The 24,285-nt window shown below is 67.4% G+C and carries 21 protein-coding genes; 17 read left to right on the top strand and 4 right to left on the bottom strand.

Annotated features, from left to right (window positions below):
- Nucleotides 1–7: 7 nt before the first annotated feature.
- Complete coding sequence (locus ACZLZY_RS11340) at nucleotides 8–2,140, bottom strand: bifunctional sugar-binding transcriptional regulator/dihydroxyacetone kinase subunit DhaK (RefSeq protein ID WP_472934011.1); 2,133 nt, start codon at nucleotides 2,138–2,140, stop codon at nucleotides 8–10.
- A 164-nt stretch (nucleotides 2,141–2,304) separates the two neighbouring features.
- On the opposite strand from ACZLZY_RS11340, the gene ACZLZY_RS11345 reads away from it, so the two are divergent.
- The 12 genes from ACZLZY_RS11345 to ACZLZY_RS11400 all read left to right on the top strand — a co-directional run bounded on the left by ACZLZY_RS11345 (nucleotide 2,305) and on the right by ACZLZY_RS11400 (nucleotide 14,717).
- Nucleotides 2,305–3,789 carry an ABC transporter substrate-binding protein gene (locus ACZLZY_RS11345; RefSeq protein WP_472934012.1) on the top strand — a complete coding sequence of 495 codons (1,485 nt, stop codon included), beginning with the start codon at nucleotides 2,305–2,307 and terminating at the stop codon, nucleotides 3,787–3,789.
- 443 nt (nucleotides 3,790–4,232) lie between these two features.
- The gene (locus tag ACZLZY_RS11350; RefSeq protein ID WP_472934013.1) at nucleotides 4,233–5,141 is read left to right on the top strand and encodes a carbohydrate ABC transporter permease; all 909 of its coding nucleotides are present in this window, start codon (nucleotides 4,233–4,235) and stop codon (nucleotides 5,139–5,141) included.
- Nucleotides 5,142–5,144: 3 nt separating this feature from the next.
- Nucleotides 5,145–5,972, top strand: coding sequence for a carbohydrate ABC transporter permease (locus ACZLZY_RS11355; protein WP_472934014.1), 828 nt, complete (start codon nucleotides 5,145–5,147; stop codon nucleotides 5,970–5,972).
- A 4-nt stretch (nucleotides 5,973–5,976) separates the two neighbouring features.
- Nucleotides 5,977–6,261 carry a hypothetical protein gene (locus ACZLZY_RS11360; protein WP_472934015.1) on the top strand — a complete coding sequence of 95 codons (285 nt, stop codon included), beginning with the start codon at nucleotides 5,977–5,979 and terminating at the stop codon, nucleotides 6,259–6,261.
- 5 nt (nucleotides 6,262–6,266) lie between these two features.
- Complete coding sequence (locus ACZLZY_RS11365; protein ID WP_472934016.1) at nucleotides 6,267–7,343, top strand: ABC transporter ATP-binding protein; 1,077 nt, start codon at nucleotides 6,267–6,269, stop codon at nucleotides 7,341–7,343.
- A gap of 1 nt (nucleotide 7,344) precedes the next feature.
- Nucleotides 7,345–8,433, top strand: coding sequence for an ABC transporter ATP-binding protein (locus tag ACZLZY_RS11370; RefSeq protein ID WP_472934017.1), 1,089 nt, complete (start codon nucleotides 7,345–7,347; stop codon nucleotides 8,431–8,433).
- A 10-nt stretch (nucleotides 8,434–8,443) separates the two neighbouring features.
- The gene (locus ACZLZY_RS11375) at nucleotides 8,444–9,388 is read left to right on the top strand and encodes a carbohydrate kinase family protein (protein ID WP_472934018.1); all 945 of its coding nucleotides are present in this window, start codon (nucleotides 8,444–8,446) and stop codon (nucleotides 9,386–9,388) included.
- A gap of 111 nt (nucleotides 9,389–9,499) precedes the next feature.
- Nucleotides 9,500–10,375, top strand: coding sequence for a polysaccharide deacetylase family protein (locus ACZLZY_RS11380; RefSeq protein ID WP_472934019.1), 876 nt, complete (start codon nucleotides 9,500–9,502; stop codon nucleotides 10,373–10,375).
- 65 nt (nucleotides 10,376–10,440) lie between these two features.
- A complete protein-coding gene (locus tag ACZLZY_RS11385; RefSeq protein ID WP_472934020.1) occupies nucleotides 10,441–10,767 on the top strand; it encodes a hypothetical protein in 327 nt (108 codons plus the stop codon).
- Entirely contained in the window at nucleotides 10,764–11,897 is a 1,134-nt protein-coding gene (locus tag ACZLZY_RS11390) for a CobW family GTP-binding protein (protein ID WP_472934021.1), read from the top strand. Before ACZLZY_RS11385 ends, ACZLZY_RS11390 begins: the two co-directional genes overlap by 4 nt.
- A 132-nt stretch (nucleotides 11,898–12,029) precedes the next feature.
- Nucleotides 12,030–12,920: a sugar phosphate isomerase/epimerase family protein gene (locus ACZLZY_RS11395; protein ID WP_472934022.1), complete on the top strand. Its 891-nt coding sequence runs from the start codon at nucleotides 12,030–12,032 to the stop codon at nucleotides 12,918–12,920.
- A gap of 147 nt (nucleotides 12,921–13,067) precedes the next feature.
- Nucleotides 13,068–14,717 (top strand): dihydroxyacetone kinase subunit DhaK, encoded by a 1,650-nt coding sequence (locus ACZLZY_RS11400; protein ID WP_472934023.1) that lies wholly within the window; start codon nucleotides 13,068–13,070, stop codon nucleotides 14,715–14,717.
- Nucleotides 14,718–14,794: 77 nt separating this feature from the next.
- On the opposite strand, the gene ACZLZY_RS11405 is transcribed toward ACZLZY_RS11400, so the two are convergent.
- Nucleotides 14,795–17,038 (bottom strand): glycoside hydrolase family 3 N-terminal domain-containing protein, encoded by a 2,244-nt coding sequence (locus tag ACZLZY_RS11405; protein WP_472934024.1) that lies wholly within the window; start codon nucleotides 17,036–17,038, stop codon nucleotides 14,795–14,797.
- 356 nt (nucleotides 17,039–17,394) lie between these two features.
- Here ACZLZY_RS11405 and ACZLZY_RS11410 point away from each other — a divergent pair, with 356 nt between their 5' ends.
- Together ACZLZY_RS11410 and ACZLZY_RS11415 are read left to right on the top strand one after the other, a co-directional pair.
- Complete coding sequence (locus tag ACZLZY_RS11410; protein ID WP_472934025.1) at nucleotides 17,395–18,870, top strand: hypothetical protein; 1,476 nt, start codon at nucleotides 17,395–17,397, stop codon at nucleotides 18,868–18,870.
- Nucleotides 18,871–19,063: 193 nt separating this feature from the next.
- Nucleotides 19,064–20,329, top strand: coding sequence for a hypothetical protein (locus ACZLZY_RS11415; RefSeq protein ID WP_472934026.1), 1,266 nt, complete (start codon nucleotides 19,064–19,066; stop codon nucleotides 20,327–20,329).
- A 111-nt stretch (nucleotides 20,330–20,440) separates the two neighbouring features.
- Here the strand turns inward: ACZLZY_RS11415 and ACZLZY_RS11420 are convergent, their stop codons facing one another.
- Nucleotides 20,441–20,866, bottom strand: a complete 426-nt coding sequence (locus tag ACZLZY_RS11420; protein WP_472934027.1) for an organic hydroperoxide resistance protein — start codon at nucleotides 20,864–20,866, stop codon at nucleotides 20,441–20,443.
- Nucleotides 20,867–21,064: 198 nt separating this feature from the next.
- Here ACZLZY_RS11420 and ACZLZY_RS11425 point away from each other — a divergent pair, with 198 nt between their 5' ends.
- Both ACZLZY_RS11425 and ACZLZY_RS11430 read left to right on the top strand, forming a co-directional pair.
- Nucleotides 21,065–21,520: a MarR family winged helix-turn-helix transcriptional regulator gene (locus ACZLZY_RS11425; protein WP_472934028.1), complete on the top strand. Its 456-nt coding sequence runs from the start codon at nucleotides 21,065–21,067 to the stop codon at nucleotides 21,518–21,520.
- 180 nt (nucleotides 21,521–21,700) lie between these two features.
- Nucleotides 21,701–21,862 carry a Thivi_2564 family membrane protein gene (locus ACZLZY_RS11430; protein ID WP_472934029.1) on the top strand — a complete coding sequence of 54 codons (162 nt, stop codon included), beginning with the start codon at nucleotides 21,701–21,703 and terminating at the stop codon, nucleotides 21,860–21,862.
- Nucleotides 21,863–21,973: 111 nt separating this feature from the next.
- On the opposite strand, the gene ACZLZY_RS11435 is transcribed toward ACZLZY_RS11430, so the two are convergent.
- On the bottom strand, nucleotides 21,974–22,543 hold the full coding sequence (locus ACZLZY_RS11435) for a DUF4142 domain-containing protein (RefSeq protein WP_472934030.1): 570 nt from the start codon (nucleotides 22,541–22,543) through the stop codon (nucleotides 21,974–21,976).
- Nucleotides 22,544–22,910: 367 nt separating this feature from the next.
- On the opposite strand from ACZLZY_RS11435, the gene ACZLZY_RS11440 reads away from it, so the two are divergent.
- The gene (locus ACZLZY_RS11440) at nucleotides 22,911–24,266 is read left to right on the top strand and encodes an LLM class flavin-dependent oxidoreductase (protein WP_472934031.1); all 1,356 of its coding nucleotides are present in this window, start codon (nucleotides 22,911–22,913) and stop codon (nucleotides 24,264–24,266) included.
- The last annotated feature ends 19 nt before the right edge of the window (nucleotides 24,267–24,285 follow it).

Here is a 24,285-nt window from a genome sequence, read left to right on the forward strand (position 1 = left end):
CTCGGCCTCACCCCGCACGGAACATCGCACAGTCGCAAGGGTGGTCGAGAAGCGAAGTCAGCTCGTCGTCGAGATGGATCAGCGTCACCGACATGCCCGCCATTTCCAGCGAGGTGCAATAGGGACCGACGAAAGTCGCGTGCACGGCGATGCCGCGTTTGGCCAGCCGCTGCTGCACGCGGCGGTTGACGACGTAGAGCTCCATCAGCGGCGTCGACCCCAGCGAGTTGACGAGCACCGCGACCTTGCCGCCTTTCTCCGTCGGCAGCTCGGCGAAGATCCGCTCGAGCATCGCGTCGGTCACGGCGTCGGCGGTGCCGAGCGCCTCGCGGCGGATGCCGGGCTCGCCATGGATGCCCATGCCGATCTCCATCTCGCCGTCGCCGATCTCGAAATTGTGCCGCAGCGTCTGCGGCAGCGAGCACGGCGACAGCGCGACGCCGACGGTGAAGGTCAAATCATTGGCCTTGCGCGCGACGCGCTCCACCTCGTCGAGCGACCACATCCTGTCGGCCGCCGCGCCCGCCACCTTGAAGATGAAGAAGTTTCCGGCGACACCACGCCGCTGGTCGCGCTGGTCGCGCGGCGCCGAGGCGACATCGTCGGTGGTCACCACCGTGCGCACCTCGATGTCCTCCATCGCGGCCATTTCCGAGGCCATCTCGAAGTTCATGACGTCGCCGGCATAGTTGCCGAAGAGGTGCAGCACGCCCGCGCCGCCGTCGGCCGCCTTGGTGCAGGCGAGGATCGGGTCCGGCGGCGGCGAGGCGAAGACGTTGCCGACGGCGCAGGCATCGGCGAGGCCCTTGCCGACGAAGCCGAGAAAGGTCGGCTCGTGCCCCGAACCGCCGCCGACGACGATCCCGACCTTGCCCTGGCGCGGCCCCTCGACCGCGACCAGCGCCCGCGGCGCGTCCGGCAATTGCCGCACGAGCTTTGGATGCGCCGTGACGATGCCCTCCAGCATTTCCTCGATGATGTCCTTCGGGTCGTTGATCAGTTTCTTGGTCTTCACGCCATTGCCTCCCAGCGCCTGCAGTTTCCGCGTTCCCCTCAATTGGCCGAGCGCCTCCGGCACGCCCTCCGCCTGCAGGATGCCGTGCCCGGTCAGCGCATCGGTGATCAGGATGTTGGCGTAGCGCCCGCGCAGCACGGCCAGAATCGCCGAAACCTTGTCGGCGCCGCCGGCCACCGCGATGCGAGTCTTGATCTTCAGCATGTCCGGCAGGCCGAGCCCGATCGTCCGGTCGTCGAGCTTGCCGGCGATCGGTCTGCCGCGGTCGTCGATCAGCCGCCCGGCCACCACCGCCGTCGCCCGGCTGGCGACGGGGTCGGCGATGTCCTCGGGCGTGATCAGGGCGCTCGCGTAGATCAGGCTGTCCGGCCGCGTCGTGCAGATGCCGAAGAGCAGCCTGTCGACGCCGCGCACCAGTGCGAACTGCTCGGCGAGGATCTTTTCCGCCATCAGGATCTCGCGCACCTCGGGGCTCGAGACCATGGCCGGCGCGGTGATGTTGATCGACCGGGCCCCGAAGGCCTGGGCGAGGCGCGAGACGCAGAGCTCCGGCGAGAAGTCGAACGTCGCGGTGAGGCCCCCGGTGACCTGGATCACCGAGACGTCCGGCACCTCGACCGGCGCCATCGACCTCGCCACCGCCATCACCGTCCGCCCCCAGGCGACGCCGATGCTGTCGCCGGGCTTGACGAGGCCCCGCAGCACCCGCGCGCCGGCGACGCCGAGCCGCTCGATCAGCGGCCGGCCGGCACCGGCGGCGGGGATGACGATGCAGGCGTCGAGCCGGAAATGCTGCTTCAGCGCCTCGGCGATCGAGAACTCGCCGAGGCGCGCGGGATCCATTGTTAGCGTGACGATGCCGCGGCTGCGGGCCTCGGCGAGGTAGTTGTTCACCGTCGCGCGCGAAACGCCCATGACCGACGCGATGTCGTTCTGGGTCATGCCGTCCTCGGCGTAGAGCCAGCCGGCCCAGAGCAGCGGATCGTCCTGGAAATGCAGCGGGATCACCTCGGCGGCGTGGCGCTCGCGGGCCGCCGGCAGAAACGCGCTCGCCGCCGGCGCAGCCTTGCCGGAAGCCCTTCCGCTGTCGTTCTGCCGTGAGGGGAAACCATTGCGCCGAGCCATCTTGACATTTGTTGTAACCGATTTGAATATTGTCGCCAATAACTATTCGCGGCACCGCACTGCAGCAACTGTCAAAGGTTGAGCACGGGGTAAATCGTGGAAATGAACTTCGTCAAGAAGTCGTTCGGAAACGTTAGCAACTGCGGTTGCACTGGGAGGGTCTCATGAAGAATGTCCCAAATTCTGGGCACGGCATCATCTTGCCGCGCCGCACAATATTAAAGGGTGCCGCCGCGTTCGGACTGTCCAGCGCGCTGAGTGCACCGTTCATCAACCGGCTGAGCGCGCAGGAAGCGCATCCGCTGAAGGGCCAGTCGATCGAGATGAACATCCTCGGCATCGCCGGCTGGGTTCCCTCCTCGCTCGGCGTGAAGATGTCGCCGCTGTTCGCCGACTACGTGAAGGAGAAATACGGCTACACCGTCTCCTTCGCCTTCCAGGAAGCGCCGTTCTCAGACCTTTTCCAGAAGGCGGCGACCTCGCTCGTCACCAAGAGCCAGGAATTCAACATCATCATCTCGGATTCGCAGTGGCTCGGCGCGCTCGCCCAGCCCGGCTGGATCCTGCAGCTGAACGATGTCATTGCGGCCAACAAGGGCCTGCAGCTCGACTGGTACTCCAAGACCGTCGTCGACACCTACATGACCTATCCCGACGGCAGCAAGGACGTCTGGGGCCTGCCGCAGGAGGGCGACGTCGAGGCGCTGTTCGTGCGCAAGGACTGGCTGGAGGACCCGAAGGAGAAGGAAGCCTTTCAGGCCAAGTACAGCAAGCCGCTGCCGCAGACCTTCGAGGACTTCGAAGCCCTCACCATGGACGAGTTCGAGAAGGTGGCCGAGTTCTTCACCCGGCCGGATGAGCAGCGCTGGGGCTTTGCCCAGCAGTACAGCCGCGTCTACGACTTCGCGACATGCGCCTTCAACAACTTCCTCTGGAGCCGCGGCGGCGAGCTCTGGGACCCGGCGACCGGCCAGATCGAGGGCGTTCTCAACACCCCGACCAACGCTGCCTCGCTGCAGGCCTTCAAGGACTGGCTGAAATACGCCCCGCCCGGCGCCACCAATATCGGCATTGCCGAGGGCATCGACGTCTTCGTGCAGGGCAAGGTGTTCTCGACCATCCAGTGGGCCGCCGTCGGCCCGGCGATGATCACCGAGGAGCTGAAGGGCAAGGTGCTCGTCGTGCCGCCGCCCAAGCACGGCACCGGCGAGGCCGCCAAGCGGATCTACTCCATGGGCGGCCAGCCCTGGGTGATTAACAAGTTCAACGACGAGACCAAGATGCGGGTCGCGATCGACTTCATGAACTGGTGGTACCAGCCCGACACCGCGCTGGAGTTCGCCAAGCGCGGCGGCAACCCCGCCGACAAGACGACGCTGTCGCGCGCCGACTTCAACGACATCAACCCGTGGAACCGCACCTACAAGTTCATGCTGGAAGACGGCCGCTCGCGCGATTTCTGGCACGACCCGAAATATTCGGAGATGCTGGCGGTGCAGCAGGAGGGCTATTCCTCCTTCGTGACGGGACAGTCGAGCGACCCGCAGGCCGTGCTCGACTACATCGCCTGCGCCCAGCAGCAGATCCTTTACGACTCCGGCACGTCGAAGACGGCGCCGGGGGATTCATGCGCGATGACGTCGCTGTAGGCGCGACGTCTCTACGCGCGACATCGAGGCGGGCGGGGCTTGGTGCCCCGCTTGCCGGGCCTCTGGCCTCTAGCCCCCGGCCTCTGGCCTCTGGCCTCCGGAAGCAAGGCCGCCACCTCTCAGTTCGTCATCCCGGGCTTGACCCCGGGATCCATTCCAAATCGCTTGAACTGCCAAGTCGGCGCCTTGCTGCGGCCCACCTGACCCGGACTACGGCGGTCGCCGCGGTTGGCATGGATCCCGGGTCAAGCCCGGGATGACGAAATTGAAAACCCGGCGCCAAGCCCTTGCTGCCACTCCGGCAGCACCCCGAAACGCAAGCATCGCTGCCCTTCATCCGACCGCGATGCCCACGCCAAAGCCTACGCAGGACCGCCAAAGCGGTCGGCGCCTCACCACCGCCGCCTCACCCCCGCCGCCGCAGCCGGTCCACGGAGAAGCCCATGCCCCGCCTCGCCCGCCTGTTCGACGACCGCAAGACGCTGGTGGCGACGCTGCTCGCACCGGTGCTGATCTTCTTCATCGTCTTCAACACCATTCCGACGCTGTGGCTGCTCGGTCTTTCCTTCTACAACTTTTCGCTGACCGGCGGCGTGCCGCCCGAATTCGTCGGCTTCCGCAACTTCATCCAGATCTTCAATTCCAAGAACGCCATCTGGTACGACCTGTCGCGCACCTTCACCTTCGTGCTGTTCGGCGTCACCATCCAGACGCTCCTCGGCGCCGCGCTCGGCTTCCTGTTTTGGGGATCGAAGCAGATGCCCGGCCGGCGGCTGGCGCTGACGCTGCTGTTCGCGCCGATGGTGCTGACGCCGGTCGCCACCGGCACCTTCTTCCGCTTCATCTACGATCCGACCTTCGGCGTCCTCAACGCCATGGCGAGCGGCCTGTTCGACATCGGCCCGATCGACTTTCTCGGCAATCCGAGGATCGCCTTCTGGGCGGTCCTGGCGGTCGACTGCTGGATGTGGACGCCGTTCATGACGCTGATGACGCTGGCCGCCCTCGGCTCGGTGCCGAAAGCCGAGCTGGAGGCCGCCGAGATCGACCGCGTCCCGTTCTTCCGGCGGCTGAGCCTGGTGATCTGGCACCACGGCAAGTTCATCCTGATGCTCGGCATTCTCCTGCGCACCATCGACAGCTTCAAGACGCTCGACCTGATCATCCCGATGACCAAGGGTGGGCCGGGCCAGCAGACCCGCCTCGTCGCGCTGGAGCTCAACAAGCAGGCCTTCGAGAGCTTCAACATGGGCTGGTCCTCGGCCTATTCGGTGCTGCTGCTCTTGATCTCCATCGCCATGACCAGCGTCTTCATCTTCGTTCTCAATCTTAGACGCCGGCGGGAGGGCTGAGAGATGAGCCGCATCCGCGAATGGGCCTACTACGCCGGCCTCTGGGCGATCTCGCTGTTCTTCTTCGCGCCGATCGCGTGGATCGTGCTGGCCTCGTTCAAGACCCGCACCGACATCCTGGCCATGCCGCCGAAACTGATCTTCTCGCCGACGCTCGAGAACTACGTCGCCCTGTTCCAGCGCGACTCGCTGTTCCTGCAGATCGGCAATTCCATTGTCCTGTCGCTCGGCGCGGTGATCATCGCCGTCTTCGTCTCGTTCCTCGCTGCCTTCTGCTTCTCGCGCTTCAAGCCGAAGGGTACCGACTTCCTGATGTTCCTGCTCCTGTCGATCCGCATGCTGCCGGGCCCGGCGGTGATCCTGCCGGTGTTCCTGATGTACGTTGCCTTCGGCTGGAAGGATTCGCACCTCTGGCTGATGCTGTTCTACGCGATGTTCTCGATCCCCTTCTCGGTCTGGATCCTGAAGGGTTTCCTCGACGGCGTGTCGACGCGCTTCGACGAGACCGGCATCGTCAATGGCGGCTCCTGGTTCCACGTCATCTTCAAGGTCGTACTGCCGCAGGTCCGCCCCGGCCTCATCGCCGCCTTCATCTTCAACCTGATCTTCGTGTGGAACGAGTTCCTGTTCAACTTCATCATCGGCGGCGTGACGACGCAGAACATTCCCTATGCGCTGGCGGTCGGCACCTATGCCGATGGCGGCGTCAACTGGACCTTCATCTCGGCGATGACCTCGATCTACATTATCCCGCCGATCCTCTTCATCTACATCTTCCAGAAATACCTGCTCGTCGGCATGACCTTCGGCACGGTCCGTGGCGAGGTCTGAGGCCATGAAGCATGCGAGAAGCTTTCCCGAGCGGCTGGAGACGACGCTGATCTTCGGCCTCGTGATCGGCATCCTGCTGATCGCCCAGCGCTACAACCTCACCCTCTACAAGGTCGGCCTCAGCATCCTCGTCGTCTCGACCCTGCTGCAGATCGCCGTCGGCAACCTGAAGAAGGACGCCTCGGCCGGCCGCAGCCTCTATTTCATCGCCAAGGTGCTCGTGGTCGTCGCGGTCGTCTTCGGCGTCGGCATCCTTCTGGTGCCGTACTTCTCCGTGATGGGCCGGTAACCGCGATGTCGCTCACCTTCCAGTCCGTCACCCGCAGCTTCGGCGCCAAAAAGGCGCTGGACGGCTTCACCCTTGCCGTCGAGCCGGAGAGCTTCACCGTTCTCTGCGGGCCGCCGCATGCCGGCAAGTCGGTGCTGTTCCGCATCCTCGTCGGCCTCGACAAGCCCGACAACGGCCGCATCCTGCTCGGCGGCCGCGACATCACCGACGCGCCGCCGGCGCAGCGGCCGATCGGCTACGTGCCGCAGAGTTTTGCGCTCTACCCGCATCAGACGGTGGCCGAGAACATGGCCTATCCCCTCACACTGGCGAAGGTCGCCAAAGACGAGATCGCCGTTCGTGTCGACCGCACCGCCGGCATCCTGTCGATCACCCATCTTCTGAAGAAGACGCCGGACCAGCTGTCGGGCGGCGAGAAGCAGCGCGTCGCCGTCGCCCGCGGGCTTCTGAAGAATGCCGAGATCTTCGTCCTCGACGATCCGCTGGTCGGCCTCGACTACAAGTTGCGCGAGCGGCTGATGGAAGAGTTGAAGAGCCTGCGCCAGGAGCTGAAGGCGACCTTCCTCTATGCGACGTCGGACAGCCTGGAGGCGCTGACCATGGCGCAGCGGCTCGTCGTCATCGACGAGGGCCGCGTCGTCCAGCACGATACGGCGATCGCCGTCTACGACCGACCGGCGCACGCCCGGTCGCTCGACCTCATCGGCTTTCCGCACGCCAACCTCATCCCCGGCAAGGCCGCAGCCGGGACGGTCGAGGCCGGCCCCTTGCGCTTTCCCGCGGCCACGGCGGACGGCGCGGTGATCGCCGGTCTTCGGCCGGAAGCGGTGCGCCTCGTCCCTCGCCCCAGCGGGTCCGGCGGGGCGCTCGTGATCGAGGCCCGCGTCACGCTGGTCGAAAACCTCGGCGGCGAGGCGGTGGTCTATCTCGATGCCGGCGGCTTCCCGCTGACCGCGACGCTGCCGCTGTCCGGCGCCGTGCCGCCGCAGCTCGGGGATGCCGTGACGCTGCAGGTCGATCCCGCCGACATCATGCTCTTCGACGGCGCCACCGGCCGCCGCCGCGACGAGAGGATTGCCTGACATGGCCGAGATCGTCATCGAGCACGTCACCAAGCGCTTCGGCGCCTTCACGGCCGTCAATGATATCGACATGCGCTTTGCCGATGGCGAGGTCGCCTGCCTGCTCGGCCCCTCCGGCTGCGGCAAGACCACGTTGATGCGCATGCTGGCCGGGCTGGAGAGGCCGACGAGCGGCCGGATCCTGTTCGGCGGCCGCGACGTCACCCGGCTGCCGCCGCGCAAGCGCGATGTCGGCATGGTGTTCCAGTACCCCGTGATGTACCCGACACTCTCGGTTGCCGAGAACATCGGCCTGCCGATGCTCTACGACCGCGGCGTTTCCGCCACCGAGCGCCAGCGCCGGGTCGACGAGGTGCTGGATGTCCTCGACATCCGCCCGCTTGCCGGCGCCTTCATCGAGGATCTCGACGCCGGCTCGCGGCAGAAGGTCGCCGTCGGCAGGGCCGTCGCCCGCCAGTCGCAGATCGTGCTGTTCGACGAGCCGACGACGAACGTCGAGGTCAACGCGAAACTGCAATTGATCCGCGCCTTCAAGCTGGTGACCCAGCGGCTGCGGCAGACCATCGTCTACGTCACCCACGACCAGACCGAGGCGATGACGCTCGCCGACCGCATCGCGCTGATGAAGGACGGTCGCATCCTGCAATACGACCGGCCGCAGGTGCTCTACAACGAGCCGACCTCGGAGTTCGGCGGCTGGTTCCTCGGCAATCCCGGCATGAACTTCATCGCCGCGACCGTGCGGAACGGCGAGGTCCACGCGCCGATCCTCGGCCAGCCGCTGACGGCGCCCGGCAACCTGCCGCGGGCAGCCAAGATCACCGTCGGCATCCGCCCGGAACTAGTGCGCATGGACGGCGCGGCCTCGCCCGGCAGCGTGCCGGCGACGCTCGTCGACCAGGCGATCGGCATTGCCGGCCGCTACCTCACCAAGGCCCGCATCGGCGCCGGCGACAGCGCCGGCGCTGCAACCAAGATCAAGGTGAACACCGAGCGCCGCCCGCCGGCAGAGCTCGGCGGCACCGTCCACCTCTCGGTCCCTCGCGATCGGCTGATGCTGTTCGCCGACGGCCGACGCTTTCCCGCTTGAGAGATCACCCATGCGCTACGACGTCTCCGTCATCGGCCTTTACATCCTCGACGTGCTCGGCCGCCCGGTCACCCGCATCCCCGACCGCGGCAATGTCGAGTTCATCGAGGAGATCCGGCTGACCGTCGCCGGCACCGCCGGTGGCGTCGTCGTCAACACCGCCAAGCTCGGGCTGAACAGCCTCGCCGTCGGCGCGGTCGGCAATGACGAGAAGGCGGACTTCGTCCTCGGCGCGATGGCAAGGCTCGGCATCGACACCTCGGCCATGCAGCGCCTCGACGGCGTGCCGACCTCGGCGACGATCCTCAACGTGCGCCCGAACGGCGACCGGCCGGCCCTCCACCAGCGCGGCGCCTCCGACCATTTCGACCTCGCGACAACAGCCTATGACCAGGTCTTCGACGCGCCGATCGTCCATCTCGGCGGCACCGGTCTGTTGCGCACCCTCGACGGCGCGCGGAGCGTGACGCTCCTGCAGGAAGCCAAGCGCCGCGGCTGCACGGTGACCTTCGACCTCATCGCCGCCAGCGCCGAGACGGCCGGCCTCGTCCTGCCGCTGCTGCCCTACATCGACTACTTCATGCCCTCGATCGAGGAGGCGCAGGACATGTCCGGCCAGACGGGCCCGGAGGACTGCGCCGCCTTCTACCTCGAGAAGGGCGCGCAAACTTGCGTCTTCACGCTCGGGGGCGACGGCGCCTACTACGCCAGCGCCGATGGCACGCGGCTGAAGGTACCGGCCTACAAGATCGACGTGGTCGACACCACGGGCTGCGGCGACGCCTTCGATGCCGGCTTCATCACCGCCCTGCACCACCAGATGAACCCTGAGGACGGCGTCCGCTTCGCGCAGGGCGTCGCCGCCCTCGTCGCCGGCGGCCTCGGCTCGGATGCCGGGGTCCAGTCCTTCGCACACACACAGGAGAAGGTGTCCGCCTGGCTCGCCTCGGCGTGAAGCGAGGGCGCAATTGGTGATCGCGGCTCCGTCGCCCTTGCGCCCAGACGATGCTCGGTTATCGTTGCCTGCGAATACAGGCGCATAGCAGGGCATCAGAAGGAGACCGTCATGGCAAAAGAGATTCTCTGCGGCTTCGGGGTCGACGTCGACGCGGTCGCAGGCTGGCTCGGTTCCTATGGCGGCGAGGATTCGCCAGACGACATCTCGCGCGGTCTGTTCGCCGGCGAGGTCGGCTCGATGCGCCTCCTGAAGCTGTTCGAGCGCTTTGGCATCAAGACCACCTGGTTCATCCCTGGCCACTCCATCGAGACTTTCCCGAAACAGATGCAGGCCGTCGCCGATGCCGGCCACGAGATCGGCATCCACGGCTACACCCACGAAAACCCGATCGCGATGACCCGCGAGCAGGAGATCGAGGTGCTCGACAAGTGCATCGAGCTCGTCACCAAGCTCTCGGGCAAGCGGCCGACCGGCTATGTCGCGCCTTGGTGGGAGTTCTCGACCGTCACCAACGAGCTCCTGCTCGAGCGCGGCATCAAGTACGACCACTCGCTGATGCACGACGACTTCACGCCCTACCGGGTGCGCGTCGGCGATAGCTGGACCAAGATCGACTATGCCGGCAAGCCGTCGGACTGGATGGTGCCGCTGCAGCGCGGGCACGAGACCGACCTCGTCGAGATCCCCGCCAACTGGTATCTCGACGACCTGCCGCCGATGATGTTCATCAAGAAGGCGCCGAACAGCCACGGCTTCGTCAACCCGCGCGACATCGAGCAGATCTGGAAGGACCAGTTCGACTGGGTCTACCGCGAGATGGACTATGCGGTGTTCCCGATCACCATCCATCCCGACGTGTCAGGGCGCCCGCAGGTGCTGCTGATGCTGGAACGTCTGTTCGAGTACATCAGCGGCCACGAGGGCGTGCGCTTCGTCACCATGGACGAGATGGCCGACGACTACGCGCGGCGCTTCCCGCGCTGAGGATTGGCGTCCCGGGCCGACCTGCGCTGCCCGCCCTCCCGATGCCACCGGCGAAAGGCTCTCTCATGTGTTCTCTCTGCGGTGTCCTCGGCGTCGAGAACCACTGGAGCGACGCGGTCGCGCGCCCCGGCGTGTTCTCGCGCAACGACGCGCAGCGCACCCGCCGGCTGGAGCGGGCGCGACGCATCCGCGTCGCCAACGCGGTGCTCGCCGCCTATCGGCTTAGCCTCACGGACTGGCAAGGCCGCGCCTACCTGCTCTCGACCGCTACGGGCAAGACCGAGGTGATCGAGACGCTGGCGCATCTCTGGCCGGCGGCCGAGCGCCTCTCCGGTCGCAGCTTCGACCCGCTCGACCCCGACTTTCTCGTCCGCCTGAAGCCGGCCGTATGATCCCGGTCAACCTCGTCACCGGCTTCCTCGGCGCCGGCAAGACGACGCTCCTGCGCCGGCTGCTGCAGGACCCCTCGCTCGCCGGCGCTGCCGTGCTGATCAACGAGTTCGGCGAGGTCGGGCTCGACCACCATCTGATCGAGCGGATCGACGAAACCACGGTCCTGCTGCAGTCCGGCTGCGTCTGCTGCACCATTCGCGGCGAACTGTCGGCGGCGATCCGCGACCTCTTCTCCAAGCGCCAGCAAGGGCTGGTGCCCGCCTTCGACCGCCTGGTGATCGAGAGCACGGGTCTCGCCGACCCGTTCCCGATCCTCTCCACCGTCCGCGCCGATCCCGTCCTCAGCCACCACTTTACCCTCGGCAACGTCGTGACGCTGGTCGACGCGGTAAACGCCGAGAGCCAGCTCGCCCGCTACCCCGAATGCGCCCGCCAGATCGCCAGCGCCGACCGGCTGGTGATCAGCAAGACAGACCTCGTCTCGCCCGACGACAGCCATCGCCTCGCGGCGCGTCTCACAGCGATGAACCCGGCCGCCGTGCTCCTCGACGCGCACGCATCCGACTGGACCGCCGCCTTCCTGATTGTCGAGGACGCGGCGTCGCCGGTGCTGAGAGAGGCTCCCCGCCCCGCCGGCAAGAGGCATGTCGACCATTTCGCCGCCCACCCTCACCCTGCAGCCACACAGGACGAAGCGGATCACGCGCACGGCGGAGCGGATCACGCGCAGGACGCCGCGGACCACGCGCACCATGCGCATCACGGCAGCCATGATGCGAACCGCCACGGCGACAGCATTAACGCCTTCGCGCTGACCGTCGCCGATCCCCTCGACTGGACGAGCTTCGGCATCTGGCTGACCATGCTGCTGAACCGCCACGGCAAGTCGGTGCTGCGGGTGAAGGCGATCCTCAACCTTGTCGGCGAGGACCGGCCGGTGGCCGTGCACGGCGTCCAGCACCTCGTCCATCCCCCCGTGCACATGGCGGCCTGGCCGAGCAAGGACCGCAGCTCGCGGCTCGTCTTCATCGTCGACGGCCTGGAGGAGAGCGCCATCCGCGCCTCGCTCGCAGCTTTCGCCGCGCTCGTTCCCCCGGCTTTGACGAGCGGCGTCGCCATCGCAGTTTAGACGGCGCCGCCTGAAGCAGCAGAGGCGCCGTTGGCCGAACGATGCCGCTGGCTGCCGCTGCCGGCATCTTGACTTTGAGTCCCCGCCGGCCTCTGTCCGATTTATCAATCTTAATGATTTTTCGGAGGGTGCATGCGTCGCCTCGGAATCCATTCGTGCTGCTGGACAGCCGGATCCACCCAGGAAGAAGTCGAGAAGGCGATGGAGGCTTCGGCCGAATGCGGCTTCCGGCTGATCGAGCTGGCCTATCTCCCGGCGGACCGGTTCGACCTCGACCGCCTCGCCCGGCGGGCCGCTTCGCTGGACCTTGGCATTGCCGTCTCCCTCGGCTTGCCGGAACAGTGCGACGTCTCGAGCGAGGATCCGGACGCGGTGCAGCGGGGCGAGGCCCTCCTCGCCGACGTCGTAGCGGCAACGCGCGACCTCGGCGGCACGACGCTCGGCGGCATCCTCTATTCCGCACACCGGAAATACGCCGCCCAGCCGAGCGCGCTCGGCCGTCGGAACGCCATCGAGGCCATTACAAGAACCGCGGACCTCGCTGACGCGGCCGGCGTCGGCCTGGTGCTGGAAGTCGCCAACCGGTTCGAGACGAACCTCCTCAACACCGCCGCGCAAGGCCTCGCCTTCATCGCCGCCACCGGCTCCGAGACGCTGCGGCTGCATCTCGACACCTTCCACATGAACATCGAGGAGGCCAATCCGGCCGCCGCCATCCGCCTTGCGGGCGACAGGCTCGGCTACGTCCACATCGGCGAGAGCAACCGCGGCCATCTCGGCGACGGCGTCGTCGATTTCGACGGGATCTTCGATGCGCTGCTCGATATCGGCTATGCCGGCGACATCACCTTCGAATCCTTCTCCAACGCGGTCGTGGATCCCGGCATGGCGATCGCCTGCGCGGTCTGGCGCAACACCTGGACGGACGAGAGCGCGCTCGCCCGCCACGCCAAAGCGTTCATCGACATCCGCCGCGCGGAGGCCGAACGCCGCCGGGAGACCGTCCGCCGTCCCCGAGGGTAGCGCGCTTCGCTGGCTCTTGACCGGGCATCTTGCACAATGCCGGCCGCTCGGGCTTGATCACGGTCGATGAATGCCAGGCCGGTGCGGCCCGCCGGGCGGGCGGGCGCGGCGGCCCCGGCGGGTGACCCTCCTGCGAAGGCCGTTTCAATGCCCTTGAAGAGCTTCCTGAACAGCCGCCAGACCATCGTCACCGACGCGATCGACGGCTTCCTGATGTCGTCGGCAGCTAGCGGCCTTTGCCGCCTCGACGCCTTCCCCGACATCAAGGTCGTACTGCGCGAAGGCTGGGACAAAAGCCGCGTCGCCCTCGTCTCGGGCGGCGGCTCGGGCCATGAGCCGGCGCATGCGGGCTTCGTCGGCGAAGGGCTCCTGACCGCCGCGGTTTGCGGCGAACTCTTCGCCTCGCCGAGCGTCGATGCCGTGCTGTCGGCGATCACCGCCGTCACCGGCGCGCCGGGCTGCCTGCTGATCGTCAAGAACTACACCGGCGACCGGCTGAACTTCGGTCTCGCGGCCGAAAAGGCGCGGGCCATGGGCCTCGCCGTCGAGATGGTGATCGTCGGCGACGACATCGCCCTGCCCGACGCGCCGCAGCCGCGCGGCATCGCCGGCACGCTCTTCGTGCACAAGCTCGCGGGTGCGGCGGCGGCCAGCGGCCTGCCACTCGCCGAGGTCGCGGCGCGGGCACGGGATGCGGCCGACCACGTCCGCTCGCTCGGGCTCTCGCTCACGAGCTGCAGCATGCCCGGCGCCGAACCGGCCGAGCGCATCGCCGCGGGCAAAGCCGAGCTCGGCCTCGGCATCCACGGCGAGCCCGGCAGCCAGACGATCGATTTCGCCACCGCCGACGTGCTGGTGGCCGACGTCGCCGACCGGATCCTCGCAACCCTGCCGAAGGACGCGCGCATCGCGCTGATGGTCAACGCGCTCGGCACGGTGCCGCCGCTTGAAATGGCGGTGGTGATGCAAGCCGTGTCCCGCTCGCCGCTGGCCGGCGTGACCGACTACGTCGTCGGACCCGGCCCGCTGATGACGGCGCTCGACATGCACGGCTTCTCGCTTTCCGCCCTTATCCTCGACGATGCCAGGCGGGAAGGCCTGCTCGCGTCCTCCAGCAGCGCCGGATGGCTGGCGGCGCGGCCTTTCACGCGGCCGAGCGTCATCGCGGCCCCGTCGATCGGCAGCCCGCAGGCGGTCGCCGCATCGGACGATTCGCTGGCACGCCGGGCGATCACGCTGTCGGCCTCCCTTTTCCAGGAGATCGCCGGCGAGATCGACGCGCTCGACGCCAAGGTCGGCGACGGAGACACCGGCACGACTTTTGCCGCAGCGGCGGCCTCCGTGGCGCAGCAGATCGACGCGCTGCCGCTGGCGGACGGCACCTCCCTCCTCGGCGCGATCGGCGACCTCCTGGCGCGGGCGGCCGGCGGCAGCAGCGGCGTGCTGCTCGCGACTTTCTTCACCGCAGCCGGCAGCGCGTTTGCCGCAAAGCCCGATTGGCCCAGCGCTTTCGCGGCAGGACTGCAGCGGATGCAGGACTATGGCGGCGCAAGCGTCGGCGATCGCACGATGATCGACGCGCTGGCGCCGGCCCTCGCCGTGCTGACGTCGGGCGGAACGCTTGCCGACGCCGCCGCCGCAGCACGGACAGGTGCCGACGGTACGGCAGCGCTCGGCAAGGCGAAGGCCGGACGCTCTGCCTACGTTCCTTCGCAGAACCTCATCGGCACGGCCGATCCCGGCGCTGAGGCGATCGCGCGCCTGTTCGAGCGCCTGGCGGACGCGTTGGCGAAATAAGGAGCCGACAAGGTTGGCATGGACACAGGCGTCCAGCACCGAAGCGCTTCGCGCCAAACTCATCGGACGTCCCCTCGTCAGTCGAGGGTAAAACTTCTGAGTTCGCCATTGGCGGAACTGGTGGCGACCCAGAGATCGAAGTCTCCGGGTTCGACGACCCAGCCGTCCCCGCCCCAGAAGCGCAGATCGTCGCGCGTGAGGACGAAGCGGACCGGGGCGGACTGTCCGGGCTCGAGGGCCACCCGCTGAAAGCCCTTCAGCTGCCGCACCGGTCGTGTGCGGCTGGCGACGCGGTCGCGGATGTAGAGCTGTACGACCTCCGCCCCTGCCCGCGACCCTCGGTTGGTCACCACGGCCGTCACCGCGAGGCTGTCGCCCATCCGGTCGGGCACGACGATGTCGCCGATCACGAAGCGGCTGTAGGTGAGACCGTGCCCAAAAGGATAGAGTGGCTCGTTGCGCGTCTCCCGGTAGCGCGCCCGGTACTCCTGCGGGCCGGCCGGGTTGGCGGGGCGGCCCGTCGTCTTGTGGTCGTAGAAGAAAGGCTGCTGGCCGATCTCCCGGGGGAAGCTGACGGACAGCTTGCCGGAAGGGTTGACGGTGCCGAACAGCACGTCGGCGATGGCGTGGCCGCTCTCCGAGCCGAGGAACCACGTCGCCAAGATCGCCGGCGCCGCCTGCACCGCGCCCGAAAGGACGAGCGCCCTTCCATGGCGCAGGAGGACGACGAGCCGTGGATTGACGGCGGCGACCGCCTCCACCAGCGCCATCTGCGCCGCCGGGATGGCGATGTCGGTCCGCGACTGCGCCTCGCCCGACATCCACTGGCTCTCGCCGATCGCCAGCAGCACCAGATCGGCGGAGCGGGCCGCCGCGACGGCCTCGGCGATGCCGCCATCGACCGGCTCCTCGACGCCGGAGCCGCGGACGACGTCGATCTCCAGCCCACGGGCGCGGAGGCCGTCGGCGATCGAGACGTTGAGGTTGCGGTCCGCCATGAAAGCCCAGGTACCGACGACATTGTCTCGGTCCTCGGCGAAAGGCCCGATCAGCGCGATGCGCCCCGGCTGGGGGCCGAGCGGCAGGAGGTCCCCTTCGTTCTTCAACAGGACGACGGAGCGTCCCGCGGCCTCGCGGCTGAGACGGCGGTGGGCCGGCGTGCCGACGCGGCTGCGCTCGGCCTCGTCGTCGATCGAGCGGTAGGGATCGTCGAACAGGCCGACCGCCTCCTTCAGCGCGAGCACCCGGCGCACCGCCTCGTCGAGACGCGCCATCGGCACGACCCCGGTCTCGACCAGGTCCGGAAGCCAGCGGTTGAAGAGGTCCGACTGCATCGACATGTCCATGCCGGCGAGGAACGCCTTGGCGGCGGCATCGCGCCCGTCGGCGGCATAGCCGTGCCCCATCAGGTCCTCGTCGGCCCCGTAGTCGCCGACCACCAGGCCGCCAAAGCCCCATTCGCCGCGCAGAAGACCGGTCAACAGCCGGGCATTGCCGGAGGACGGGATGCCGTCGACGTCGTTCAACGCGGACATGATGGTCGCCACCCCCGCATCGACCGCGGCCTCGAACGGCGGCAGATGCACCTCGTGCAACGTGCCCGGCGAGATTTCCGTGAAGTTGTACTCCATGCCGCCGGATACCGCGCCATAGGCGGCAAAGTGCTTGGCGCAGGCGGCAAGGCTGTCCGGGCTGGAAAGGCGCGATCCCTGAAAACCCCGGACCCGTGCGACCGCGAGCCGGGCACCGAGGTAAACGTCCTCGCCCGAGCCTTCCGCCACCCGACCCCAGCGCTGGTCCCGCGCGACGTCGACCATCGGCGCGAAAGTCCAGTGGATGCCGAGCGCCGTCGCTTCTTCTGCCGCGGCGCGCGCCGTCCGCTCGGCGAGCGCTGGATCGAAGGCGCAGGCCTCGGCCAGCGGCAGCGGGTAGATCGTCCGGAGGCCGTGGATGACGTCGGCGGCAAAGATCAGCGGGATCTTCAGCCGGGACTCCTCGGCGGCCGCCCGTTGCGCGACCCGGGCGCCCGCAACGCCGACGCCGTTGAACAGCATGCCGATCTCGCCGCGGCGGATCCGGGCGAGCTGCTCGGCGGCGCCGCCCACCGGCAGGTCCGGGTTGAAGGCGACGCCGCTCGGGCGGATCTGGTCGGAGAAGCAGGAGAGCTGGCCGGCCTTTTCCTTGAGCGTCATCTCGTCCAGCAGCGCAGCGATGCGGTCGGAGGGCGCTGGCGCAGCGCGCCCCGGCACGGCCAGCAGCGAAAGGCCCGCCAAAGCGGCGGTACCTTGCAGAACGTCGCGGCGGGAGGGGTGACGGGCCATGGACAAGACTGCGTTGGTTGCGGGATCGGCTGAAAACGGGCGCCGGGAGGGGTGCGGTACGAAGACGTCGACCCGATGGCGGAGCAGCCGCTTCACTGCACCCTCCGTGCCCGCTCGGCAACAGGCCGGCCTCCATCCTTATGCGATGCAGCATTTTAGGTGATTGTTAACCCAGAACGACGCAAGTTCGCGGGCCTGACTATCACGGCACAATGCGATGCCGCCCCCGGTTCACCAAGGGAACGATGTCGATGCCAACCCGTCCCCGGTCTCTGATCGCCTGCCTCTCCGCCGCCCTTGCGCTCGCATTCCCGATCGCCCCCGCGCCGGCAGCGCCGGCCACCGGAGTCATCTCCATGACGACGATCCCGTGGACCCGCGACGGTGCCACGCGCCGGCCGGCAGAACCCGTGCTGACCATGACGCAGCTGACGCCGTACCGCGTCTACCAGCGCAGCACCAAGACAGGCGGTGCCGCCGGCAAGGGCGAGGGAACGATCGCCATTCCGGTCACGCTGACCGCCGACGCCCGCCTCGTCGAATGTCGGCTGCGCGATGCAATGGGCGAGGGAAACCCGGTGCTGACGGGATGGACGGCTGCGCCGATCCAGGTCGCGTCCTCGGGCGCCTTCGTTTTGTGCGAGGGCGTTCCGGCCGACCAGAAGCGGTATCTCGTCGATCTCCGCTGCAACCGCGACGACGCGCACGTGCAGCTCGGCCGCAGCCCGGTGATGATGGGACGCCTCATCGTCCACTGGGGCCAGAGCCAAGCGAACCAGTTCATGACCGCGGCCGGCACGCCGCCGGTTCTGGCGCCGGCGACATCGGCCTATCTTCGCCATGGCAAATGGGCGGAAATCCCGAAGAACGCACTCGGCCTCAACCCCTTCCTCTACATGGAAGGGCTCGCCAACCAGGTCGCCGTCGGCGTGGTCGCGCATGCCGTCGACAACTCGGTGGTCGCCTCCTGGCTGCCGGCGACCGGCACCAACTATCCCGGCCTGATCGCCCAGGTCGAGCTCGCCGGCGGCTTCGAGGCGATGGACCAGTACATCGGCGGTTCGGACCTCGGCGCCGCCACCGATCCGGAAGCCTTCATCAGGATGAAGCGCACGATCATCCGCGACCTGCAAGACCGGTTCAACCCGGTCTGGGGGCGCAACACCGAGCTGGTGATGACCGCGACGACCGTCCGCCGGGCCAACGACCGGCACGGCGCCAGCGCCGTCGAGGCGCAGCAGGCGGCCGAGCGGCGGCTGGCGGCAGAGCTCGGCGGCGCCTATTACGAGGGCTGGGACATCGACATGATGGCGAACGACACCGTCCACCATGCCGCCACCGGCAATCCGGCCTATGGCTTCGGCCTCAGCCGCGCGTTCACGGCGCTGCGGACCCGCAATTCCCTGTCGGCCGGCCCGGTCATCCGCTCGGCCACGATGGCGGGGGCGGCGATCACCCTCGCCGTCGACATGCCGCCGGGCAGCGGCAAGCTGCGGCTCACCGGCAATCCGGTCTCGCGCTTCACCGCCTATCCCGCCGGCAAGACGTCGACACCGCTAGAAATCTCGGCCGTCCGCGCCGATGCCAGCCAGATCGTGTTGACCTTGGCGTCCCAGCCCAAAGGCGATGTCGACATCTGGCTGCACCGCTTCCCCGATCCCGGCCCTGCCCTTTCAGCCGATGTCGTTCGCGACAGCTATACCGCCGACGGCGCCCCCTATGGCCGCCTCCTGGAGCCGACCGTCGGGGCCCCGGTCACGGCCGACAACCCCGTCCAGGCCGTTGTCGCCGCCGCGAAGACCGGCGCCGCCGAACTCACCGCGCAGCCTTGATCGGGGGCCTGTCGGGCAGACCTCGGGGTCGATGTTCCGGGCTCAGTCTTGAGAAAGCCCACAAGGCGCCGTCAAAGGCACGATCCTTTCGCCGCCGGCGGTGACCGCGCAGCTGCCGGCCTCCTCACCTGCCTTCCCCGCCTGCCAGCGCGTACCGCCGGCAGCGCCGTTGATCCTATTAAGGCCCTGCCTTTTGTTCCCGCGTCCCCCCGTCGTTCCGCATCCCGTATCCGCTGCCGAGCGCCCCGCTGCCTCTTCGGCGACCAGCGTTGCGGTTGACGACGGCCGGGTCGCGGCGGACGCCGCCGGACAGATCCGGTCGCGGGTGGTGCTGCACTTCCCCGGCTTCGAGCCGCTCACCGCCGCGCAGCACCACGAGCGCTACCGCCGCGCTGCCGCGCTGAGCGCAAAACCCTGGGGACTGGACCTAACGGTGCACCCGCTCGAACGGCAGAACGCCGGCGCGGTCTTCGGTGTCGACTGCGCGACAGAGGCGGGAACCGTTACCAGCCGCATCCATCTCTTCGATCACCACGCCATGGTAAGCCTTCTCTCGCGACGGCCGGTGTGGCGCCGCCTTGCGTCGGGCCTTGCGAGCGCGGCAACCGTCACTATGCGCGGCGGTACGCACCGCTACTTCCTCTGTGCCTGGCGTTTCGGACTGTTCTTCCTGTTTCCGTTCGTGCTGATCGCGGCCGTGGCTGGCGTTAGCTTTGCCGCCATTCTCCTCGCTACGCGCTTCGGCTACCTCGCTGGAGCAGTCGTTGCGCTCGTGGCGATCATCGCCCTGTTCCAGGTCTGGCGGCCGCTGCTGCGGCGCGTGCACGTGCCGCTGCTCCTGGCCAACTGGAAGTTCGCGCTGATGATGGCCGGCCCGCTGGACCGCGTTTCGCAGGACTGGCTGCAAGGTCTCGTGCGGATGGCGCGGGCCGCCTTCGACGGCGAAGCGGACGAGTACGTCATCACCGCCCACAGCATGGGCGCCAACATCGCCGTGCAGGTGATCGGCTCACTGCTGGAAGAGGAGCCGGCCCTCTTCGACGGCAAGCGCGTCGTCTTCGTGACCATGGGCGGCGCGGTGCTGCAATGCGCGCTCGTCGGCGGCGCCACCCAGATGCGGGCGCGGGTGGGCACCATCGCCCGGCAGGAGAACCTTCAGTGGATCGACGTCCAGTGCCTCGTCGACCCCGTCAGCTTCTACCGCAGTGATGTCGTGCGGGCGGCGGGCCATCCCGGCGCGCGGCCGGCGCGCATCGTCTTCATGCGGATCCGGAAGATGGTCTCGCCCGAGCGCTACCGGAAGATGCGCGGCAATTTCCTGCGGGTTCACCGGCAGTACGTGCTCGGCTCAGACACCCGGCACGGGTTCGACTTCACCTACCTGACGGCCGGACCGGAAACCGCCGCAGCAGCGGGTCAATGGACAGCGCGGACTGCCTCACCGGCCGGCGCCCTCTAGCGCGCAGTTCGTTTTGACGCGTCTGCGAAAGGCACGCATACGAAAACGGCCATGCCGACCCCGCGGGGACCAGCATGGCCGAACAGGTTCCGGAGGCCGGAACGGCAGCGATCAGGCGAGCGTCAGGCCGACGTCGACATTGCCGCGCGTGGCGTTCGAATAGGGGCAGACCTCGTGGGCCGCCTGCATCAGGCGCTCGCCGGCCTCGCGCTCGACGCCCGGCAAGGTCGCCGTCAGCGCCGCGGTGATGCCGAAGCCGCCTTCCGAGCGCGGGCCGAAGCCGACTTCGGCGGTGACGGTTGCGTCGTTCGGAACCTTGACGCCGACCTTGCCGGAAACGGCCTTCATGGCGCCGAGGAAGCAAGCGGAATAGCCGGCGGCAAACAGCTTCTCGGGGTTGGCACCCTCGCCGCCCGGGCCGCCCATCTCCTTCGGCACGACCAGCTTGACGTCGACCGAACCGTCGTCGGACTTGGCGGAGCCGTCGCGGCCGCCGGTGGACGTCGCGGTGGTCTTGTAGATCACGTTCACGGACATGGTCATCTCCTCGTTGGGGCTGCGGCGCGCTGAAGCGTTCCCGTCGGCGCCATCACATTTATCGCGGAAACATTTGATGCGATAAATGATTTCTACAACGATTTGGCGGTCCTGTCCAGCCATACCTTGCGTAAATAATAGTTATCGCGATAATTTTTTGAACGTGCTAGAATTTTTCGGCATTCCGGGAAAGACGACATGGCCAAGCTTCCACCAGACCTGCAGCTCGACGATCACCTCTGCTTCGCCCTCTACGGCGCCGCCATGGCGGTGAACCGCGCCTACAAACCCCTGCTCGATCAGCTCGGCATCACCTACCCGCAATACCTCGTGCTGGCCGCGCTGTGGGATCGTGACGGCCAGGCGATCGGCGAGATCGCCGACCGGCTGGCGCTGGAGCCCAGCACGATCACGCCTCTGGCCAAGCGAATGGAGGCAGCGGGTCTGATCGTGCGCCAGCGCAATCCGCGCAACGAACGCCAGGTGGTGGTCAGCCTGACCGAAGCCGGACGCGCGCTTCGCCAGCGCTGCAGCTGCCTCGGCGAAACGCTTCTGGCCGCTTCCGGCCTGTCGTTCGAGCAACTGCTCGGCTTCAAGGAGGAGGTGCGGGCGTTTCGCGATGCCGTCGCCGCCTCCTTGCCCCCATCGGCGTGAGATCGGTCGTCCTTTGCCGTTATGGCGAGTGGAAGACGACAGACACAACACTCCCCATGACCGGCACCCGCGCAGCGTGTTTCACGAAATTGCCATATTTCGGGAACGGCAAGCCGACGAGACTGTTAGGAAACCAATGCATCTGCATTGGTACCGGTTATTGTTAGTACGGAGACGACCATGAATATCCTCGTGAGCATCCTGATCACCTTCCTGGTGATCGTCCTGATCCTCTGGCTGGTGCAGCGCCTCCCCATCGAAGGCCGCATTCGGCAGATCATTCAGCTGGTCGTCATCGTCATCGGTATCATCTCGCTGCTGAAATATATCGCCGTCTTCTAAGTTCTGGCTATCGGCGCACGCTGCAGCAATATGAGGCCGTCCGGGCAATCGGGCGGCCTTTTCGTTAGTGCGCAGTCGATTGGCTTGTCCGCTAGCGGCCGGGCCCCAGGACTAGCCTTGCACCGGCACCTTGAGCCGGTTCGCCAGCGCGATGATCTTCTCCAGATGCTGCTTCAGCACCGGCAGCGTCTGCTGCGTAAAACCGTGTAGTTTTGTGTCGCCGTCCTGGTAGCCTTCGAACAGCGCCACCGCCCGCTGGTGCGCGACGACCTGAGTCTCGACGTAGAGGCGATCGAACGCGGGACCCTCCGCCGGCCGCAGCTTCTCCAGCATTCCATCCTGCTCGCCGTCCATGCTGGGCTTGGCGATCTCCACCTTGTCAGCCTTGGCCGCCGCGATCATCGCCGTCTGCGCGGCGCTGTGGTCGGCGACCATCGACTCGGCGAACGAGCGGACCTCAGCATCGCTGGCGCGCACCACGGCGATCTTGGCGGCGGCGATCTCGAACTCGTTGAGCGCGGCCGCGGTGGCGAGAAAGGCGTAGGGCGAAAAAGCCGGCACCGGCGCGAGCTGGCTCTGCGGCACGGTCGGCGTCGCCGAGCCCGCACCGGACTGGGCAAGCGCCGGCAGCGGGAGCGCCATAACGGCGCTGGCAAAAAGGGAAAGGCGGATGCGGGACACGGCGGTCTCCTTCGGTCAACTCGATGACGAACCAAGTCGAGACCGGCCCTAACCGTTCCGCGGTTTGGACGAGATAGTGTCAAGCCGGCGATACATGCCGATGCCGGGCCCCCGCGACAAAAACCTGCTGCGCCCCTGCGTTTGAGCAACCGACCGGTGGCGGCAACCGCTTCGAAAAGCCATTGCTTTACCTGCCACGCGGTTCCGCCTTTCCGGCTGCTGCGCCAGCCGCTCGTCCTCTACACGATATTTTGCCGTGCAAGGCTTGCGACGGCGCGGCTTCGGTCGATACTGCGACCGACACACCGGTTTCGCTTGCTTCCTCCCGAACGACCGGCGGCACCGACAGCCTGCGCAAGGAATGAAATTGGCCAGAACCGATCAGCTGAAACTCGGCACCTTCGTCTACACTTTCGGCTTCCATCCCGCCGGCTGGCTGCATCCGGACAGTGACGTCCACGGCGCCAACGCGTTCTCGCATCTCCTCAACGTCGCGAAGCTCTCGGAGGCGGCGAAGTTCGACTTCATGTTCCTCGCCGACTCGGCGGCGGCAGCGGTCGGCGATCCCGACGCCCTCGCCCGCCAGCCGACCAAGATGAACCGCTTCGAGCCGATGACGCTGCTCTCGGCGCTCGCCGTCAGCACCGAGAGGCTCGGCCTCGTCGGCACCGTCTCGACCAGCTATTACGAGCCCTACAACGTCGCCCGGCTGTTCGCCTCGATCGACCATCTGAGCCAAGGCCGCGTCTGCTGGAACGTCGTCACGTCCGACCACAACGAGACCGGCTATAACTTCAACCGCGAGGGTCTCGACCCGCATGCTCAGCGCTACGAGCGGGCGGTCGAGTTCGTCGACGTGGTGTTCGGCCTCTGGGACAGCTTCGAGAAGGACGCGCTGCTGCTCGACCGCGAGTCCGGCGTCTACTACGACAAGGACAAGCACCACACGCTGAACCACAAGGGCCCGCATTTCCAGGTGCGCGGACCGCTGAACATCGCCGCCTCGCCGCAAGGCCGGCCGGTGATCGCCCAGGCCGGCGGCTCGGAGGCCGGCATGGAGCTCGCCGCGCGCACGGCCGAGATCGTCTTCAGCCTCGCCTCCAACATCGACCGAAGCAGAGCCTTCTACGCCAACGTCAAGGGCCGCATGGCTGCCTATGGCCGCGACCCCGACGACCTCAAGATCATGCCGGGCGTCGTCATCAATGTCGGCGCCACGCGCGAAGAGGCGCAGGCGAAGGTCGACTTCATGCTCGACAAACTGCACCCCGACGTCGGCCGGGCGATGCTTGCCGAATTCCTAGAGGCGGACCTCCACGGCGTGCCGCTCGACCAGCCCTTCCCGATGGACCGCCTGCCGGAGAAGCCGCGCGGCTCGCGCGCGCTGTTCGACGAGCTCGTCGACTTCGTGACGAAGGGCCACACGGTCGGCGAACTGATCCGGCACTATGCCGAGAAGCACACCGGCAACGGCATCACCGGCACGCCGACAGAGATCGCCGACTTCATGCAGGAATGGTTCGAGACCAAGGCCGCAGACGGCTTCATCCTGATGTTCCCGACCCTGCCCGCGAGCCTCACCGACTTCACCGAACTGGTGCTGCCGGAACTGCGCCGCCGCGGCATGTTCCGCGAGGAGTACGAGGGCCCGACGCTCCGCGACCAGCTCGGCCTGTCCGTGCCCGTGAACCGCTACGCGGCCGCGCGGGCAGCGAAGGGCTGAGCGGAGAGGCGACGGCGAA

It is taken from the genome of Mesocryomonas lacus (assembly GCF_055730135.2).

What these genes read in the sequence shown, in the direction of transcription:
- ACZLZY_RS11340 (WP_472934011.1), bottom strand. Translation starts at nt 2,140, where the DNA reads ATGGCTCGGCGCAATGGTTTCCCCTCACGGCAGAACGACAGCGGAAGG.
- ACZLZY_RS11345 (WP_472934012.1), top strand. Translation starts at nt 2,305, where the DNA reads ATGAAGAATGTCCCAAATTCTGGGCACGGCATCATCTTGCCGCGCCGC.
- ACZLZY_RS11350 (WP_472934013.1), top strand. Translation starts at nt 4,233, where the DNA reads ATGCCCCGCCTCGCCCGCCTGTTCGACGACCGCAAGACGCTGGTGGCG.
- ACZLZY_RS11355 (WP_472934014.1), top strand. Translation starts at nt 5,145, where the DNA reads ATGAGCCGCATCCGCGAATGGGCCTACTACGCCGGCCTCTGGGCGATC.
- ACZLZY_RS11360 (WP_472934015.1), top strand. Translation starts at nt 5,977, where the DNA reads ATGAAGCATGCGAGAAGCTTTCCCGAGCGGCTGGAGACGACGCTGATC.
- ACZLZY_RS11365 (WP_472934016.1), top strand. Translation starts at nt 6,267, where the DNA reads ATGTCGCTCACCTTCCAGTCCGTCACCCGCAGCTTCGGCGCCAAAAAG.
- ACZLZY_RS11370 (WP_472934017.1), top strand. Translation starts at nt 7,345, where the DNA reads ATGGCCGAGATCGTCATCGAGCACGTCACCAAGCGCTTCGGCGCCTTC.
- ACZLZY_RS11375 (WP_472934018.1), top strand. Translation starts at nt 8,444, where the DNA reads ATGCGCTACGACGTCTCCGTCATCGGCCTTTACATCCTCGACGTGCTC.
- ACZLZY_RS11380 (WP_472934019.1), top strand. Translation starts at nt 9,500, where the DNA reads ATGGCAAAAGAGATTCTCTGCGGCTTCGGGGTCGACGTCGACGCGGTC.
- ACZLZY_RS11385 (WP_472934020.1), top strand. Translation starts at nt 10,441, where the DNA reads ATGTGTTCTCTCTGCGGTGTCCTCGGCGTCGAGAACCACTGGAGCGAC.
- ACZLZY_RS11390 (WP_472934021.1), top strand. Translation starts at nt 10,764, where the DNA reads ATGATCCCGGTCAACCTCGTCACCGGCTTCCTCGGCGCCGGCAAGACG.
- ACZLZY_RS11395 (WP_472934022.1), top strand. Translation starts at nt 12,030, where the DNA reads ATGCGTCGCCTCGGAATCCATTCGTGCTGCTGGACAGCCGGATCCACC.
- ACZLZY_RS11400 (WP_472934023.1), top strand. Translation starts at nt 13,068, where the DNA reads ATGCCCTTGAAGAGCTTCCTGAACAGCCGCCAGACCATCGTCACCGAC.
- ACZLZY_RS11405 (WP_472934024.1), bottom strand. Translation starts at nt 17,038, where the DNA reads ATGGCCCGTCACCCCTCCCGCCGCGACGTTCTGCAAGGTACCGCCGCT.
- ACZLZY_RS11410 (WP_472934025.1), top strand. Translation starts at nt 17,395, where the DNA reads ATGACGACGATCCCGTGGACCCGCGACGGTGCCACGCGCCGGCCGGCA.
- ACZLZY_RS11420 (WP_472934027.1), bottom strand. Translation starts at nt 20,866, where the DNA reads ATGTCCGTGAACGTGATCTACAAGACCACCGCGACGTCCACCGGCGGC.
- ACZLZY_RS11425 (WP_472934028.1), top strand. Translation starts at nt 21,065, where the DNA reads ATGGCCAAGCTTCCACCAGACCTGCAGCTCGACGATCACCTCTGCTTC.
- ACZLZY_RS11430 (WP_472934029.1), top strand. Translation starts at nt 21,701, where the DNA reads ATGAATATCCTCGTGAGCATCCTGATCACCTTCCTGGTGATCGTCCTG.